The sequence below is a fragment of the Mycobacterium colombiense genome (assembly GCF_001665835.1).
Taxonomy (GTDB): domain Bacteria; phylum Actinomycetota; class Actinomycetes; order Mycobacteriales; family Mycobacteriaceae; genus Mycobacterium; species Mycobacterium colombiense_A.
This window is the reverse complement of record NZ_LZSX01000074.1, coordinates 23014-39384: the sequence shown is the minus strand read 5'-3', so window position 1 is coordinate 39384 and position 16371 is coordinate 23014. Positions and strand designations below refer to the sequence as shown.

Below are 16371 nucleotides of genomic sequence, written 5' to 3'. Positions count from 1 at the left end.
ATCGAGTGAATGCCGTTGATCAATGTCGATGGCATCCACTCGATTGGCCCGGCCAATTCCCGATTTTTCATCCGCATGAGTGGCGACTACGTTTTGGCGCCGGGAATGAGCTGCGCGCCCAATGGGCCGCAACGGATTTGGAATCGTTCCCGGACTGTGTCGAGAACACGGCGCTGGCGCTCGCGTTCCCGGCGGTGCGTGAGCACGAACCGTGCCAGGCCCGGCAGGCGGCGCGGTAGTGGGTACCACTTGTCGAAATCGAGGCCATTCTGGTTGAACACGCGACTGGGCACGTTGTCGTAGATCAGGCTGAGGTTGTGCTGGACGAGCGCGAAGAGTACGTACGGAAATGCCATCGGTGCCTTCAGCCGCAATGCCTGCCAATCGATTTCGTAGAGCGGGATCTCACCGAGCTTGTCCAAGAACATCAGATGCCCCAGGAAATAGCCCATGAACGCAGGCAGGTGCAGTATCGCCGACCGCACGTTGATGGAAACGACTGCGCCACTGGGCGAAACGTACGGCTCGTACAGGTATTCGGCGGGGAATTTGACGTAACCCGTGCAGTTGACGACCCAGCTGCCCGGTTGGATCGTCTTCGTCGACCCGCTCCGGAACACCAACTCGGTCGTGCCATTGCGGTCGACTGCATCCTCGAAATAGTCCATGACGAGATCGTTCAACCCGGCGGAGATGGTGCGGTTCTCGGCCTCGGACAACACTCCCAACACGAAGTTGTCCGCCTGTGGGGTCAGGAACGTGCCATGGGTGGTGCGGTACCAATCTTGTACTTGTGATTCGTTCGTGCCGTCGTACCGGAGACTCAGCTGCGTGGCGACGCTGCTGGGCGGTGTGCCCGTCCACCATCGCCGGGTGCCGCTCGGCAAGAGGGTGTCGCGGTTGGAGAAGAAGGTGCCGCGGCCGGCGACGAGGTTCACCTCGCGACCGGGGTAGGTGGTGATCAGTGTGTGTGCGGTGTCCATGGCGGTCTTTCCGCCGCCGATGATCCACACCGGCGCATCGCTTTCCCTGATGTCGCCTTCCCGGACGTCACAGTAGTCGGGCGACACCGAATGGACGCGCGTGCTGGAGATATCGAGCGGTTCGTTGGGCGTGACGCCCAGGCCATAGGCTTTGATCAATCGCTTGGTCTCGATGACGAGCCACCGGCCGTCGGCAGCACCAGCGGTGACCCGCACGATTCCGTTCGCTTCTTCTTCCGACTCGAAGTTCCAACCGAAATACTCGTCGACCTGGACGCGCTGCCGTATCACGTCGACGCAGTGCCGAAAATGGTCAAGCACCTCGTCCTTGGTAGCGAGGTAGCTGCGGTCCTCGCCGAGAGTCCACTCGATGTTGCCCGCGGTGAACATGGGGTGCGGTTGGTGCAGGCGCACATACGAGTACACATCGACCCACATGCCGCCGAGGCGTGCCCGACGATCGATCAGGATCACCTTCTGATCGGGCGACAGGTATCGGCTGGCGGCGAACAGGGCGTTCAGCCCGGCGATGCCGGCTCCGACGATGCAAACATCGCAGGTTTCCACGCGCGGGCACTGGACTGCGGACATCGGGCCGCCTTTCCTCGCAGAGCCACAATTGTGCGTCCACACCGTGCTGCCTGGGATGAGTAATCGACTACTTCATCAATGGCGGTTAGCACCCGCGGCGGTTTGCGGGGCCTTCTGGCTTCGAGCGGTTGCTGGCCAAAGTGTGGAGCGGCGCGAACAATCTTTTCGCGCGCTGCCGTGATGCATGGCGGGATGAATTGACATCCCGCGAGGGGTTCGTCGGCTAGACCTGTCGGCGCCGGCGGGGCCGGCGGGGACGGAATGCGTCTTTGACCTTTTCACCGGCATCTCTCAAATGGCCCGCCCGCTGGTCTGCCCTGCCCTCAGCTTCCAACGCCGGGTCGTTGGTGGCGCGGCCGGTTGCCGCCTTGAGCTTGCCCGTGATCTGCCGCACCTTGTTTCGGGCCTTATCCGCGCCGCTCATAGCGTGTCCTTCGATTCCGTTCCAAGTGGTACTACAGCGCTTACCCTTTTTCCTGCCGAGCCACGCGCGTCCGCGACGTCCTCGGCGACCAGACCTACGAATCGGTGGCCCGCACGGGCGAACGGCCTCGAACTGGACGACCGCGGGCCGATCACCCCTGCGCCAGCTCCGCGACGGGCTGCCATTCCTCCCAGTTGCGCAGCCGGCTCTCGTAATCGGCCTTCGCGGTTTCCAGCGGGGAGGCGCCGAAAAAGACTCGCAGCGGCGGCTTTTCGGCGTCGACCACCTTCAGCAGCGCGGCAGCGGACGCCGACGGGTCACCCGGGCTGGCCCACCGGCGGCTGCGCTCGGCCTGGACGGTGGCGCGGACGTCGTCGTAGGCCGGAATCGGATCGGCGTGCTTGGCGGAATCGCCGGCCCAGTCGGTGTCGAAACCGCCCGGCTCGATCAGCGTGACGTGCACACCGAACGGCGCGACCTCCTGCGCCAGCGCCTGTGAGAAGCCCTCCAGCGCCCACTTCGACGCGTGATACATGCCGACCAACGGGAAGGCGGTGATGCCCCCGATCGAGGACACCTGGATGATGTGGCCGCTGCCCTGCTCGCGCAGATAGGGCAGCGCTGCCTGCGTGATCCACAGCGCCCCAAAGACATTGGTCTCGATCTGGTCGCGTGCGTCTTGCTCGGAGAGTTCCTCGACGAAACCGAACTGCCCGTATCCGGCGTTGTTCACCACGATGTCGAGCCGCCCGAAGTGGTCGTGCGCCTGGTGGACCGCCGCGAAGTCGGCCGCCCGGTCGGTGACGTCGAGCCGAATCGGCAACAGCGCGTCGCCGTACTTCTGCGCCAGGTCGTCCAGCGATGCGGTGTTGCGCGCCGTGGCGGCGACCTTGTCGCCGCGCTCCAGGGCCGCGATCGTCCACGCCCGTCCGAAACCTCGCGATGTACCGGTGATAAACCAAACTTTTTCAGTCACGCCCTCCTACAACGCCGTCCGTGCCGCCTCATTCCCGCAGCGGGTAGCGTCTCTGTGGTGAGTCGTGCGGAGTTGGACAAGGATCCCCGGGATGTCGCGTCGATGTTCGACGGCGTCGCCCGCCGGTACGACCTGACCAACACCGTGCTGTCGCTGGGCCAGGACCGGTACTGGCGCAAGGCAACCCGGTCGGCACTGGCCATCGGGCCCGGTCAGAAGGTGCTGGACCTCGCCGCGGGCACCGCGGTGTCCACCGTGGAGCTGGAGAAGTCCGGGGCGTGGTGCGTGGCCGCCGACTTCTCGGTCGGCATGCTGGCGGCGGGCGCTGCGCGCGACGTCCCGAAGGTCGCCGGCGATGCCACCCGGCTGCCGTTCGGCGACGACGTATTCGATGCCGTGACAATCAGTTTCGGGCTGCGCAACGTCGTCGACACCCGGGCCGGGCTGCGCGAGATGGCCCGCGTCACGCGCCCCGGCGGCCGGTTGGTGGTGTGCGAGTTCTCCACGCCCAGCAATCCGCTGTTCGCCACCGTCTACAAGGAATACTTAATGCGGGCGCTGCCGCGGGTGGCGCGGGCGGTGTCCAGCAATCCCGAGGCGTACGTGTACCTCGCGGAATCGATCAGGGCGTGGCCCGATCAGGCGGTGTTGGCGCAGCAGATCACCCAGGCCGGCTGGACCGGGGTGCGCTGGCGCAATCTGACCGGTGGCATCGTCGCCCTACACGCGGGGCACAAGCCGTTGCGCTGAAAAAGTTCTAGTGGTTGCCGGCGGCTTGCACGAAGCCGACCTGGTCGGGGCAGTAGTGATCGACGGCGGCCCCGAGGAACTCGAACGCCTGGCCCTGAGTGGTGCCGCGCGGCAGGTTGCGCTGGATGAAAGTGGCCGACTTGTACGCGTCGCCGTCCACGCCTCTGCCGATGCGTTCGCACGTGATCTTGCCCAGCCACGCCAACTGGTCCTGCGGCTGGTAGATGCCGAAGCCGTTGACGGTGTTCTTGAACGGTGCGTCGTAGTCGCTGGGGGGCGACGGCGTGCGCGGGGTGGGGTACGGCGCCGTCGGCGGCGGATCCGCCTGCGCCGGCACGGAGAGCTGCGCCGGCATGGCCAGCGCGGCCAGAGCGATTGCAGCGGCGGCTCCGATAGTAGCCAGGCTCGTTCCCTTCATTAGCTGGACTATACACGCCTCGCTGTGGGTGTGCGGACGAAAGCCCATCGCTGATCGACGGCCCCGCCGTGAGCCGCGGAACCCCGTCGACCTGCGGCGATGGGGGCGCTGGCTCAGCTGAACGGCGTGCGACGGTCGAGCAGCCGGGACAGCCGGCCGCCGCCGCGCCAGGCGCGCGCCACCCAGTCCGCGTCGTCGTCGGTGACCAGATTGGCCATCACCCGCACGGCGATGGTCATCAGCGTCGTCGAGCGCATCGCGATCGGTCCGGTCGACGGCAGAAACCGCTGGAACGTCAGCAGCAGCGCCAGCCGGCGCGCCACCGAGAAGCCGCGACCGTAGTGCTGCTGCAGCAGCGACGGCCACACCTGCGACAGGTCGGGGCAGTCCAGCAGCGCCGCGGCCAGCCGTCCGGTCTCGAGCCCGTAGTCGATGCCTTCGCCGTTGAGTGGGTTCACACAGGCCGCGGCGTCGCCGATCAGCATCCAGTTGGCGCCGGCCACCCCCGACACCGCGCCGCCCATCGGCAGCAGCGCCGACGCCACCGCGCGCGGGTGGCCGGTGAAGCCCCACTCGTCGCGGCGCAGGTCGGTGTAGTAGTCGATCAGCGGCCGCAGCGCCAGGTCGGCGGGCCGTTTCGACGTCGACAACGCGCCGACGCCGATGTTCACTTCGCCGTTGCCGAGCGGGAAGATCCAGCCGTAGCCGGGCAGCACTTTGTCCTTGGAGCCGTCGGGTCCACGCAGTTCCAGATGCGACGTCAGCCAGGGGTCGTCGGCGCGCGCGGTGGTCAGATACCCGCGCGCGGCGACGCCGTAGACCGTCTCCTGGTGCCAGCGCCGGCCCAGCTTGCGGCCCAGCGACGAACGCGCGCCGTCGGCCACGATCAAGTGGCCGCAGCTCACCTCGGTGCCGTCGGCCAGCGACACCGACGTCACCCGGCCCGATGAATCATGTTGTGCCGCAACGGCTTTGGTCCCGAGCAGCATCCGCGCCCCGGAATCCTCGGCGACCTTGCGGATCCGGTCGTCCAGCTCGAAGCGGGCCACCGCGCTGCCGGTCGACGGGAACGACGGGCCGGGCCAATCGACCTCCACCTCGCCGCCGAACCCGCTCATCCGCAGTCCCCGGTGCCGGATGCGGGCGTCCAGCCAGTCGCGCAGCCCCAGCCGTTCCAGCTCGGCGACCGCGCGCGGGGTCAGCCCGTCGCCGCAGGCCTTGTCGCGGGGGAAGCTCGCCGAATCGATGACCAGTACGTCGTTGCCCGCGCGAGCGGCCCAGGCCGCCGCCGCCGAACCGGCGGGTCCTGCGCCCACGACCACCACTTGGGCTCGGGTCGCTCCCGTCTTCATGCACACCAGTATGTTTGGTCCCGTGAGTACTCCGGCGACGGTGGTGGCGGGCGTTGACTTCGGTGACCCCGCCTTCGCGGCGAGCGTGCGGGACGGTGTCGGCCGCATCGAGCAGCTGATGGACGCGGAATTTCGCAGCGCCGACGACATCATGACCGAGTCGCTGACGCACCTGTTCAAGGCCGGCGGCAAGCGGTTTCGGCCGCTGTTCACGGTGCTGTCGGCGCAGATCGGGCCCAACCCGGACAGCGTGGACGTGACCATCGCCGGCGCCGTCATCGAGCTGGTGCACCTGGCCACGCTGTACCACGACGACGTGATGGACGAGGCCGAGGTTCGTCGCGGCACCCCCACCGCCAACGTGCGCTGGGGCAACAACGTCGCGATCCTGGCCGGCGACTACCTGTTTGCCACGGCCTCCCGGTTGGTCTCCCGGCTGGGCCCAGAGGCGGTGCGGCTGATCGCCGAGACGTTCGCCCAGCTGGTGACGGGGCAGATGCGCGAGACGCGCGGGTTCGTCGAGGGATCCGACCCGATCGAGCACTACCTGAAAGTGGTGTACGAGAAGACCGGGTGCCTGATCGCCGCCGCGGGCCGGTTCGGTGCCATGTTCTCGGGTGCCGACGCCGATCAGGTGGAGCGGCTGAGCCGGCTCGGCGGCATCGTGGGCACCGCGTTCCAGATCTCCGACGACATCATCGACATCGACAGCGACTCCCGCGAGTCCGGCAAGCTGCCCGGCACCGACGTGCGCGAAGGCGTGCACACCTTGCCCATGGTCTACGCGCTGCGCGAAGCCGGCCCCGAGGCGGCGCGGCTGCGTGAACTGCTGGTCGGGCCCATCGACGACGACGAGGCGGTGGCCGAGGCGCTGGCGCTGTTGCGGGCGTCGCCGGGCATGGCCAAGGCCAAGCACTCGCTGCAGGAATACGCGGCGCAGGCCCACCAGGAGCTGGCCCTGTTGCCGGACGTCCCCGGCCGCCACGCCCTGCAGACGCTGGTCGACTACACCATCAGCCGGCACGGCTAGCGCCGCCGCCAACCGCCCTGCGGAACCAACGGGCCCGTCTCGCGCGTTCAATGAGCTGTAATCGGCAATAACGCGCGCACCCGAGTGTTCCAAGGAGGACGCCGATGACCTGGCATCCGCATCACAACACGTTCAAGACGTTCGCGTTGCTGGTTGGCATGTCCGCGTTGATCGTGTTCGTCGGTTCGCTATTCGGCAGGACCGCGATGTTCCTTGCGGTGCTGTTCGCCATCGGCATGAACGTCTACACGTACTTCAACAGCGACAAGCTGGCGCTGCGGGCGATGCGCGCGCAGCCGGTCTCGGAGGTGCAGGCGCCGGCGATGTACCGGATCGTGCGTGAGCTGGCCACCGCCGCGCACCAGCCGATGCCCCGGCTGTACATCAGCGACACCAACGCACCCAACGCGTTCGCGACCGGGCGCAACCCCCGCAACGCGGCGGTCTGCTGCACCACCGGCATTTTGGACATCCTCACCGAGCGCGAGCTGCGCGCCGTGCTGGGCCACGAGCTTTCGCACGTCTACAACCGCGACATCCTGATCTCGTGCATCGCCGGCGCGCTGGCGTCGGTGATCACCGCGCTGGCCAACATGGCCATGTTCGCCGGCATGTTCGGCGGTAACGACCGCGATGGCGAGAATCCCTTTGCGCTGCTGCTGGTTTCGTTGCTCGGTCCGATCGCCGCGACCGTGGTGCGGTTGGCGGTGTCGCGATCACGCGAATACCAGGCGGATGAATCGGGCGCGGTGCTGACCGGCGACCCGCTGGCGCTGGCGTCGGCCCTGCGCAAGATTTCCGGTGGGGTCCAGGCGGCCCCGCTGCCCCCGGAGCCCCAGCTGGCCAGCCAGGCGCACCTGATGATCGCCAACCCGTTCCGGGCGGGCGAGCGGATCGGGTCGCTGTTTTCGACGCACCCGCCGATCGAGGACCGCATCCGCCGGCTGGAGGAAATGGCGGGGCGCTAGCCCGAGTTCGCCAGTACCATCGAAATTGGATGTGATTGGCGATGACTGAACCCCACTCGATGGATATCCACGAAGCCGGGCTGGCGCTGGATCTGCCCGACTTGATCTTCGAAACGCGTGCCGGCGCCGGCATGAATCAGGCCCAATTGGCCGAGGCGCTGGGCGCCACCCGCGAAGCCGTCGCCGCGTGGGAGGACGGGACCGAGGTGCCCCGCGTCGACGTGCTGGAACGGCTGGCGCAGGTATGCGGCAAGCGGTTGCATATTCGCATCGACGTCGACTGACCGTTGCAGGGAGACCGTGCCCGCTCACGGACGAGCCAACCGCCAATTACGCTGCGGCATCGGGCCTTTGCGCGTCGACCAGCGGTTCGTCCGCCTCGCGATGACCCGTCTTGATCACACCCTGGATGTGAACCGTCCCGCCCGTCGCCTCGTGCTGTTGCTGCCAGTCGGTAATCGCCTGGTGCGCAGCGTGATCGAGGTAGTGGACCGCAATGACCACCGTCGCCGTCGCGCCCTGCGGTACCGATGCCAGCATCCGCGTCAGCCTCGGCAGCGCCAGGAAGGTGCATGCCGCGCCGTGGATGCTCACCCGCCATTCATCGTCCACCTGCGCGGCTTCGATCTTGGCCCGGAGCACCCGCCAGCCGGTCAGCGTGATGGCCAGCGCGAGCCCGATCATGACGCCGTGCAGCAGGTTGAGGAAGATGACGCTGACGGCCGTCACGACGTACACCGCGAGATCGCCGTTCTTCATCGCGGTTTCGATGTGGGCCGGCTTCAGCAGCTGAACTCCGATTACGATGAGCAGACCGGCGAGGGCGGCGGTCGGGATCTCCTCGACCAGCCCGGCGAACGGGATGGTGAACAACAGGATCCAGACACCGTGCATGATCGCCGAGGCGCGGGATTTGGCCCCCGCGTTGACATTTGTCGAGCTGCGGACGATGACGCCGGTGATCGGGAGCCCGCCGACGGTGCCCGACACGATATTGGCGGCGCCCTGCCCCACCAGCTCGCGGTTGAAATCGGTGCGTGGCCCGTTGTGCATCCGGTCGACCGACACCGCCGACAGCAGGCTCTCGACGCTGGCGATGAGCGCCACCGTGATCACCCCGATCGCGAACGCGCCCCAGTTGCCGTGGGGAAGATCGGGCAACCGCAGCGCATCCAGCGGTGATCCCTCGAGGTTGATCCGGCGCACGTGGAACGGGAAGACCACCGAGATCACCGTCACCACCACGATGGCGACCAGGGGACCGGGAACGCGGCGCACCTTGGCAGGAACCCATCGCCACCCCACCAGGATGACGATCACCAGCACCCCCAGGATCACGCCCGGGCGGTGCGCACCGATGATCTGGCCGGGCAGCCCGATGAGGTTGTGCCAGGCCGTGCTCTTGGATTTTCCGCCGAGCAGCACGTGCGCCTGCTGCAGGGCGATCGTGATGCCGATGCCGGCCAGCATCGCGTGCACGACCACCGGCGAAATCGCCAGGGCGGCGCGCGCAACCCGGCTGAGCCCCAGCAGAACCTGCACCACTCCGGCGGCGACGGTGATCAAGCACGTTATGCCCCAACCGAAGTCGGAAACCAGGCCGGCGACAACCACCGTCAGCCCGGCCGCGGGGCCACTGACCTGCAGCGGGGACCCACCCAACGCGCCGACGATGATTCCGCCGACGATCGCGGCGATCAGGCCGGCGAGCACCGGGGCGTTGGACGCGATCGCGATCCCCAGCGACAGGGGGAGCGCGACCAGGAAGACCACCAGTGATGACGGCAGGTCGTGCCGGATGACGCCGCGCAGGCGATCGATACGCGGTTCGGGCCGGTCCTTTTCACGGGTTCGGCCATCCGCCTGGTCAACGTTGTGCATCGGTCGCGTCCCTCGTTAGGTGTTAGCGGGGATGTCCGATATCCGCCCCACGTTTCGTCTAGTTACCTCTTCGTAACGTGTTGGCGTACAGAGGGTTACACCGGGCCGGCCGGCAAGATCGCGCCCGGTAACCACTAGTCGCCTGGAACGACGGTATTTTGCTGGCAAAGTCCGGTCAAGCGGACGGAGCCTGCCCATAGAGAACGCAAAGATTTGAATTACCCGGCGTTAAACAACCAGTTCAGAAGCCGGAGCCGTGCACCTCATGGCCGGGTACCTCGGCGATCAGGCCCCGGTAGGCCTGCTCGACGGACGAGCCGTGGTTGATCACGGCGTCCACCTCACGGGCGATCGGCATGGTGAGGCCGAATTCGTTGGCAAACTCCATGATCACGCTGGCAGCCTTGACGCCCTCGGCGACCTGGTTCATCGAGGCGATGATCTCGTCGATCGGCTTGCCCGCCCCCAGTTGTTCACCGACGTGTCGATTGCGGCTGCGCTGGCTGGTACAGGTGACGATGAGGTCGCCCAGCCCGGCCAGGCCCGGAAAGGTCTCCGGATTGCCGCCCAGGGCGACGCCCAGCTTGGTCATCTCGCGCAGCGCGCGGGCGATCACCAGCGCGCGGGTGTTCTCCCCGATGCCCAGCGAGTAGCCCATCCCGACCGAGATGGCGTAGACGTTCTTCAGCGCCCCGGCCATCTCCACCCCGATGACGTCGTCGGTGGTGTACACGCGGAAGCGCCGGGTGCGGAACAGGCCCGACAGCCGGGTCGCCAGATGTTGGTCCGGCATCGCCAGCACCGCCGCGGCGGCGTAGCCCTCGCCGACCTCGCGCGCGATGTTCGGTCCGGCCAGGATGCCCGCGGGGTGTCCGGGCAGCGTCTCCTCGATGATCTGCGACATCCGCATGTTGGTGCCCTGCTCGAGCCCCTTGACCAGCGACACCACCGGCACCCACGGCCGCAGCTCCTTGGCCAGCTCGCTCAGCACACCCCGAAAGCCGTGCGAGGGAACGCCCATCACAACAACATCGGCGGAGTTCGCCGCCTCGGCGAAGTCGGTGGTGGCGCGCAGGGTGTCGCTCAGCACGACGTCGTTGCCGAGGTACCGGCTGTTGCGGTGGTTCTCGTTGATGTCACCGGCGGTCGCCTCGGAGCGCACCCACTGCAGCGTCGGACCGCGACGCGCGCAGATCGATGCCACGGTGGTGCCCCAGGAACCGCCACCGAGCACAACGACTTTGGGTTCGCGCTTCTCAGATGCCATGGCGATCAGCGTATTGCGGACACCTGCGATTTAGTAGCAGTTCACGAACACCGGACCGGCTAGCCGGCCAGCGGTGCCCGGTCATCGACGCGGCCGAACACCATCGCCTCCTCGATCCGGTCGAACCGGTAGTCGAGGGCATCGGCCAGATAGTTCTGCCGCACGTTCCACGGCCGCTTGGTGCCCGACTTCGGCAGCATGTGCGCCGAGCGCAGCACGTAGCCGGCGTTGATGTCCCACGACGGCTTCTCGGTCATCGGCTCGTTGCCGCGATGCGGGGCGGCGTGGGTGTAGCCGTGAGAGGCCATGTGTTCCATCAGCTTTGCCGTGGCACGGGCGGTGATGTCGGCGCGCAGCGTCCACGAGGCGTTGGTGTAGCCCACGCACCAGAACAGGTTCGGCACGTCTTCGAGCATGTGCGCCTTGTAGACGAAGCGGTCGCTGGTCTTGATCTCGGTGCCGTCCAGGCTGATCGCGGTCCCGCCCAACGCCTGCAGTTGCAGCCCGGTGGCGGTGACGATGATGTCGGCGTCGAGATGCTCACCGGATTTCAGCGCGATGCCGGTCGCGTCGAAATTGTCGATGTGGTCGGTGACCACCTCGGCGCCGCCCGCGGTGATGGCGTTGTACAGATCGGCGTCGGGGATCAGGCACATCCGCTGGTCCCAGGGGTTGTAGCGCGGCTTGAAGTGGGTGTCGACGTCGTAGCCGGCGGGCAGGCTGCTGATCGCCTTGCGCCGCAGCAGCCATCGCACCAGTCCCGGCGCCTTGCGGGACAACGCGAAGAACACCGCCTCGGTCAGCGCGCTGTACATGCGGATGACGAGATGAGCAGGCTTGCGGGGAAACACCTTTCGAGAGATGGCGGCGACGGCGCCGTACTTGGACGCCGAGATGAGATACGTCGGTGAGCGCTGCAGCATGGTGACTTTCGCGGCACGGTCCGACAACGACGGCAGTAGTGTGACCGCGGTCGCCCCGCTGCCGATCACCACGACCCTCTTGTTGGTGTAGTCCAGGTCTTCGGGCCAGTGCTGCGGGTGCACCACGGTGCCCTCGAACTGCTCGATGCCGGGGAACTCGGGGGTGTAGCCCTCGTCGTAGTTGTAGTAGCCGCTGCCGAAGAACAGGAAGCGCCCGCGGTACAGCTTGCGTGCGCCATCCTGCTCGACGGTGACAGTCCAGGTGTCGGTGGCGGAGTCCCAGTCGGCCGAGCGCACGTAGCTGTTGAACCGGATGTGCCGGTCGATGCCGTACTTGCGCGCGGTGGCGGCCAGGTACTCGCGGATGTGCACGCCGTCAGCGACACCCTCTCTGCGGGTCCACGGCTCGAACGGGAAGGACAGCGTGAAGATGCTGCTGTCGGAGCGCACGCCGGGATAGCGGAACAGGTCCCACGTCCCACCGATCTGCGCGCGCCGCTCCAGGACGGTGTACGTCATGTGCGGGTTGCGCTCGGTGATCCGATAGGCCGCGTCGATGCCGGAGATGCCGGCACCGACGATGATCACGTCGGAGTATCCGGCCTCGGTCGCACCGCTATCGGCGGCTTCCTGGGGAGCCACGGTCATCGTGAACCTCGCTCAATTTGTGGGACTCGTCACCAGCCTAGAGACCCACCGGTTGGTCGGGCTAATAACGCACGAATCAGTGCGACGGCGTGCCAACCGCGCCGGTCAGCGGTAGTTGACGAACTGCAGCGCGACGTCCAGGTCGGCCTGCTTGAGCAGCGCTTGGACGGCCTGCAGGTCGTCACGCTTTTTGCTGGTGACCCGGATTTCCTCGCCCTGGATCTGGGTCTTGACGGACTTGGGGCCGTCGTCGCGGATCAGCTTGGTGATCTTCTTGGCGTTCTCGCTGCTGATGCCCTGCTTGAGGGTGCCGCTGATCTTGTAGGTCTTGCCGGAGGCCTGCGGTTCGCCGGCGTCGAAGGCCTTCATCGAGATGTCACGGCGGATCAGCTTCTCCTTGAAGACGTCGACGGCCGCCTTGACGCGTTCCTCGGTGGACGACGTCAGCTCAATAGCCTCGTCGCCCTTCCAGGCGATTGTGGTGTCGGTGCCGCGGAAGTCGAACCGGGTGGCCAACTCTTTGGCGGCCTGGTTGAGCGCGTTGTCGACCTCCTGGCGATCCACTTTGCTGACGATGTCGAACGATGAGTCCGCCATGCATTCCGTCCCTTCACTCGGTGATAGGCGTTTGTGCTTTGTCTACTCGCTCGTTGTAACCTGTCTGGCGGCAGGTTGCCCGAGCGGCCAATGGGAGCGGACTGTAAATCCGTCGCGAAAGCTTCACAGGTTCGAATCCTGTACCTGCCACCACCAGATCAGGAGCTTTGCCCGGTCGTGTCGACGGGCGCCTCCTAGCCGGGAACGGCTTCGATGACGCAGAGCGGCCCTGCCGTCTGCACCACGCGCTGCAGCAGGAAGCCGCCACGCTCAAGTAGGTGGGTCCACTGCGTGCGGCTGCGTTCCAGTGCACCCGCCATCACCAGCATCTCCATATCGGCAAAGTGGCCAAGGAATTCGCGGTCATGATCCGGGATCACCATCTCCAGCAGCAGCAGCCTCGCACCTGGCGGGGCAGCGGCTTTGATGGTGCTGAGTATCGCGATGGCTTCGTCGTCGGGCCAGTCGTGGATGACGTTCTTCATCACATAGGCATCAGCGGACGGCACGCTTTCGAAGAACGATCCGCCCGTTACCGTGACTCGGTCGGCGACACCGTGCGCGGCCAATAGCGGCGGCGCTCCTTCGACCGCCTCGGGGAGGTCGAACAGCACGCCGCGGGCATCGGGGGCGGCGGCGAGAAGCGATGATAGTAAGCGGCCGTGGCCGCCACCGATATCGGCGATGACACCGAAGTTGCTGAAGTCGTATGCCGCGACCACCGCCGCCTCCAACACCGCCGACGTGGACGTCATGGCGCTGTTGAAGATCTCCGCGAACTCGGAGTCGTCGCGGAGATAGCCGAACAAGTCCTTTCCGAACACTTTTGGTGGGTTCGGCTCTCCGGTGCGCACGGCATCGGCTAGCCGCGTCCAGTTCGCCCGGTGCTGCGGCGAGCCAAAGAATAGGGCAGCCCCACGCATCGAGATCGGCGAATCGGTGCGCAACGTGTCGGCCAACGCATTAAGCGCGAAACGGCCGTCGCGGCACCGGCGAAACACACCGCGGCTGATCAGCAACCGCATCAGCCGCGCCACGCTGTCCGGGTCGGCCCCGACGCGGCACGCCAGCTCCTCCTTGGTCAACGGGCCCGCAGCAAGCGCGTCGGCGATACCCAGCTGCGCGGATGCCGAGATGGCCTGCGACAGAAAGGCCCCAAAGATCATGTCGATGAGCGCGATCGGCGGAGGTGCCAGTCGCTGGTATAGACGCCCCACGTGATGACGGACTCGTTCGACCGCCCGAGCCACCCGCGCGGGCGGCAACTTCGGCGTTGATGTCGGTGGCTGCGGCGGCATCGTTTTCCTTTCCGCGGCGAGCTTTTCGCGCTCGATCTGCTCTCATGTTGAGGCCGAAAGCCTCGGGCGGTGCCGTTTCCGGTCTAGTGGATACGACTGGTCACGATAGACCCGTCGTCGGCAACACACCGGTGGTGTCCGTCGCGGCTGAGTTGATTGGCGAATCTGCGGCGGTAACCTTTGCCCAAGCGTGGAAGGGGTGGCCGATGGGTGTCGGTCGGGGGAGCGGCTGAGGATCCCATGCAGCTTCGCTACCTCAGCATCCCGGCGCTGATCGCCGCAGCCGGTGGTGACCCGTGGGCGATCAACCAAAGCCTGCAAGCCGGCAGCCCGCTGCAGATCTCCAATCTGGCCGGGGCGTTTCTCCGCGCGGGCCGATGCACGGCGGAGACCAACAACGCGTTCGAGCAGGCCCGCACCCGCTTCGAGGCCGCCTGGAACCACCAGGACGGCGGCCATCCGATCAACGACTCCGACGAGGTGCAGCGGGTGACGAAATCGCTTGGGGCGCAGTCGTTGCAGCTGCCCAAGATCGGGGCGGACCTGGAAGGCATCGCCGCGGCGCTGGCCGAGGCGCAAAAGGCCGCCGCAGTACAGATCGCCGCGCTGGAGGCCCAGCTGCAGGAGCTCGATGATCTGATCGGCGAAGCCGACGAAATGGAGGACGACGATAACCTCACGGCGGCCGACATCGATGCGCTCGAAGCGCTCATCGCCAGGTGTGAGGACGACGCGATCCGCGACACCAAAGCCGCGCTGGGCCAGCTGCAGGCAACGCGCGACGGCTATTCGAACACGTTGCAGAACGCCCTCGGAGCCCTACACGGCGACGGCTATGACCCCGCGGCCATCCAGGCCGTGGAGGGCCCGCTGTCGGCGTTGCCCCCGTTGCCCGACGACCCCAAGCAATTCGCGCAAGTGTGGAGCTCGCTCACGCCGGCGCAGAAAGACGCCGAGTACCAACACAATCCGTACATCGGCAACCACAATGGGATGCCTACGGTGGACCGGGATCATTACAACCGGCTCACTCTGGCCACCGAGTTGAACGGCGCTCAGGCCGCCGCCGCCCAGGCCGACGCGCTCAAGGCCCAGCATCCGGATTGGGCGCAAGGCAAGAACATTCCGCCGCCCAACGAGCCGGGAGCGATCTTCGACGATCGCCTGGCGTATGAGGCGTGGCAACGCCAATACGATGCCGCCCGCAACGGAGCCAAATACCTGCCGGACCTCCAAGCCGTCGACAAGGCCGTCAAGATGAGCCCGGATCGAAAACTCATGTTGCTGGACACCAAGACCGGCAAGCAGGCCCGCGCCGCGATCGCGGTCGGCGATCCCGACACGTCCACTCACGTGTCGGTCACCGTGCCCGGCCTCAACACCACGGTGCACGGTGCCATCGGCAGCATGTCGGACGAGGCGACCCGGCTCAGAAGCGAAGCGCTGCGGCAGTTGAGCCTGGCTCCCGGCCACGAACACGACACCGTCTCGGCGATCGCCTGGATCGGGTACGACCCGCCGCAGGTGCCCGGCTTCGACGACCTCGGCAAGTCGCTGGCCGGCGGCTGGGGTGTCAGCCACGACGACATCGCCAGGGCCGGTGCCCACGACCTGGCCGGCTTCTACGACGGGATTCAGGCCACCCACCACGGGGGCCCGGCCGATCTCACCGCGATCGGCCACTCCTACGGTTCGCTGACCACCGGCCTGGCCCTGCAGGAGCCCGGCGACCACGGGGTCTCGCGGGCTCTGTTCTACGGATCGCCCGGCATCGAAGCGTCCACGCCGCAGCAGCTCCACCTGCAGCCCGGGCATGTGTTCGCCATGGAAACCCCCGACGACCCGATCCAGTGGACCTACGACGGCCCCGCCATCGCCCACACGGTCGCCCCGTTCCTGCCGCCGCCGTTGAGCACCCTGGCCGAAACCGTCCTGGGCGCGGCCGACGCGAGCGGCGCCGGCCACTTCGGGCCGAATCCGGCCACCAACCCCAACTTCACTCACCTTGCGACCGGGGCCGCCACGGTGCCCGATGGGCATGGTGGCACCCTCACCCTGGGTGACGCGCACGGGCACAGCGACTACCCCCGCTTCCCCGACGGCGGCGGTACCAGGACGACCAACTTCAACATCGCGGCCGTACTGGCCGGACTGGGAGATCAGGCGGTTCCGCAGAAGTGACGAACAATCGAATAACGAGCACCCCGAGACGGCGGCGGCACGGACTGATCTTGGCCGCCGTGGCCGCCACCGCACTAGCCGCAA

15 protein-coding genes and 1 tRNA gene are annotated in these 16371 nt (G+C 66.8%); 6 read left to right on the top strand and 10 right to left on the bottom strand.

Features of this window, described 5'->3' with window-relative positions:
• Positions 1-86: 86 nt before the first annotated feature.
• The 3 genes from A5760_RS17235 to A5760_RS17225 all read right to left on the bottom strand — a co-directional run bounded on the left by A5760_RS17235 (position 87) and on the right by A5760_RS17225 (position 2974).
• Positions 87-1574 (bottom strand): FAD-dependent oxidoreductase, encoded by a 1488-nt coding sequence (locus tag A5760_RS17235; RefSeq protein WP_064882912.1) that lies wholly within the window; start codon positions 1572-1574, stop codon positions 87-89.
• Positions 1575-1797: 223 nt separating this feature from the next.
• Entirely contained in the window at positions 1798-1998 is a 201-nt protein-coding gene (locus A5760_RS17230) for a CsbD family protein (protein ID WP_064882911.1), read from the bottom strand.
• A gap of 151 nt (positions 1999-2149) precedes the next feature.
• Positions 2150-2974 (bottom strand): SDR family oxidoreductase, encoded by an 825-nt coding sequence (locus tag A5760_RS17225; RefSeq protein WP_064882908.1) that lies wholly within the window; start codon positions 2972-2974, stop codon positions 2150-2152.
• A 57-nt stretch (positions 2975-3031) separates the two neighbouring features.
• On the opposite strand from A5760_RS17225, the gene A5760_RS17220 reads away from it, so the two are divergent.
• A complete protein-coding gene (locus A5760_RS17220) occupies positions 3032-3724 on the top strand; it encodes a demethylmenaquinone methyltransferase (protein WP_064883064.1) in 693 nt (230 codons plus the stop codon).
• A gap of 7 nt (positions 3725-3731) precedes the next feature.
• Here A5760_RS17220 and A5760_RS17215 read toward each other — a convergent pair whose 3' ends face one another.
• Both A5760_RS17215 and menJ read right to left on the bottom strand, forming a co-directional pair.
• On the bottom strand, positions 3732-4142 hold the full coding sequence (locus A5760_RS17215) for a DUF732 domain-containing protein (protein ID WP_064882906.1): 411 nt from the start codon (positions 4140-4142) through the stop codon (positions 3732-3734).
• A 113-nt stretch (positions 4143-4255) separates the two neighbouring features.
• Positions 4256-5494 carry a menaquinone reductase gene (gene menJ / locus A5760_RS17210; RefSeq protein ID WP_064882904.1) on the bottom strand — a complete coding sequence of 413 codons (1239 nt, stop codon included), beginning with the start codon at positions 5492-5494 and terminating at the stop codon, positions 4256-4258.
• 22 nt (positions 5495-5516) lie between these two features.
• Here menJ and grcC1 point away from each other — a divergent pair, with 22 nt between their 5' ends.
• From grcC1 to A5760_RS17195, 3 genes are all read left to right on the top strand, one after another.
• Positions 5517-6524 (top strand): nonaprenyl/(2E,6E)-farnesyl/geranylgeranyl diphosphat synthase, encoded by a 1008-nt coding sequence (gene grcC1, locus A5760_RS17205; protein WP_064882902.1) that lies wholly within the window; start codon positions 5517-5519, stop codon positions 6522-6524.
• Positions 6525-6628: 104 nt separating this feature from the next.
• Entirely contained in the window at positions 6629-7492 is an 864-nt protein-coding gene (htpX, locus tag A5760_RS17200; RefSeq protein WP_064882900.1) for a zinc metalloprotease HtpX, read from the top strand.
• Between the two features lie 41 nt (positions 7493-7533).
• Positions 7534-7776, top strand: a complete 243-nt coding sequence (locus A5760_RS17195; protein WP_064882898.1) for a helix-turn-helix transcriptional regulator — start codon at positions 7534-7536, stop codon at positions 7774-7776.
• Positions 7777-7822: 46 nt separating this feature from the next.
• Here the strand turns inward: A5760_RS17195 and A5760_RS17190 are convergent, their stop codons facing one another.
• The 4 genes from A5760_RS17190 to A5760_RS17175 form a co-directional block, all read right to left on the bottom strand.
• Positions 7823-9373 carry a SulP family inorganic anion transporter gene (locus tag A5760_RS17190; RefSeq protein WP_064882896.1) on the bottom strand — a complete coding sequence of 517 codons (1551 nt, stop codon included), beginning with the start codon at positions 9371-9373 and terminating at the stop codon, positions 7823-7825.
• A 241-nt stretch (positions 9374-9614) separates the two neighbouring features.
• Complete coding sequence (locus A5760_RS17185) at positions 9615-10640, bottom strand: NAD(P)H-dependent glycerol-3-phosphate dehydrogenase (RefSeq protein ID WP_064882894.1); 1026 nt, start codon at positions 10638-10640, stop codon at positions 9615-9617.
• Between the two features lie 59 nt (positions 10641-10699).
• Positions 10700-12211, bottom strand: coding sequence for a flavin-containing monooxygenase (locus tag A5760_RS17180; RefSeq protein ID WP_064882892.1), 1512 nt, complete (start codon positions 12209-12211; stop codon positions 10700-10702).
• A 105-nt stretch (positions 12212-12316) separates the two neighbouring features.
• Positions 12317-12808 (bottom strand): YajQ family cyclic di-GMP-binding protein, encoded by a 492-nt coding sequence (locus A5760_RS17175; protein ID WP_064882890.1) that lies wholly within the window; start codon positions 12806-12808, stop codon positions 12317-12319.
• Positions 12809-12877: 69 nt separating this feature from the next.
• Here A5760_RS17175 and A5760_RS17170 point away from each other — a divergent pair.
• Positions 12878-12961 (top strand) — tRNA-Tyr (locus A5760_RS17170).
• A gap of 41 nt (positions 12962-13002) precedes the next feature.
• Here the strand turns inward: A5760_RS17170 and A5760_RS17165 are convergent.
• Complete coding sequence (locus A5760_RS17165) at positions 13003-14106, bottom strand: methyltransferase (protein WP_419538253.1); 1104 nt, start codon at positions 14104-14106, stop codon at positions 13003-13005.
• Positions 14107-14346: 240 nt separating this feature from the next.
• On the opposite strand from A5760_RS17165, the gene A5760_RS17160 reads away from it, so the two are divergent.
• Positions 14347-16287, top strand: a complete 1941-nt coding sequence (locus tag A5760_RS17160; RefSeq protein ID WP_064882887.1) for an alpha/beta hydrolase — start codon at positions 14347-14349, stop codon at positions 16285-16287.
• Positions 16288-16371: the final 84 nt, after the last annotated feature.

Excerpts from the sequence above, each read along its gene's own strand:
- A5760_RS17160 (WP_064882887.1), top strand. The coding sequence starts at position 14,347 with ATGCAGCTTCGCTACCTCAGCATCCCGGCGCTGATCGCCGCAGCCGGT.
- A5760_RS17165 (WP_419538253.1), bottom strand. The coding sequence starts at position 14,106 with ATGCCGCCGCAGCCACCGACATCAACGCCGAAGTTGCCGCCCGCGCGG.
- A5760_RS17180 (WP_064882892.1), bottom strand. The coding sequence starts at position 12,211 with ATGACCGTGGCTCCCCAGGAAGCCGCCGATAGCGGTGCGACCGAGGCC.
- A5760_RS17175 (WP_064882890.1), bottom strand. The coding sequence starts at position 12,808 with ATGGCGGACTCATCGTTCGACATCGTCAGCAAAGTGGATCGCCAGGAG.
- A5760_RS17190 (WP_064882896.1), bottom strand. The coding sequence starts at position 9,373 with ATGCACAACGTTGACCAGGCGGATGGCCGAACCCGTGAAAAGGACCGG.
- htpX (WP_064882900.1), top strand. The coding sequence starts at position 6,629 with ATGACCTGGCATCCGCATCACAACACGTTCAAGACGTTCGCGTTGCTG.
- A5760_RS17195 (WP_064882898.1), top strand. The coding sequence starts at position 7,534 with ATGACTGAACCCCACTCGATGGATATCCACGAAGCCGGGCTGGCGCTG.
- A5760_RS17185 (WP_064882894.1), bottom strand. The coding sequence starts at position 10,640 with ATGGCATCTGAGAAGCGCGAACCCAAAGTCGTTGTGCTCGGTGGCGGT.
- A5760_RS17235 (WP_064882912.1), bottom strand. The coding sequence starts at position 1,574 with ATGTCCGCAGTCCAGTGCCCGCGCGTGGAAACCTGCGATGTTTGCATC.
- A5760_RS17215 (WP_064882906.1), bottom strand. The coding sequence starts at position 4,142 with ATGAAGGGAACGAGCCTGGCTACTATCGGAGCCGCCGCTGCAATCGCT.
- A5760_RS17230 (WP_064882911.1), bottom strand. The coding sequence starts at position 1,998 with ATGAGCGGCGCGGATAAGGCCCGAAACAAGGTGCGGCAGATCACGGGC.
- menJ (WP_064882904.1), bottom strand. The coding sequence starts at position 5,494 with ATGAAGACGGGAGCGACCCGAGCCCAAGTGGTGGTCGTGGGCGCAGGA.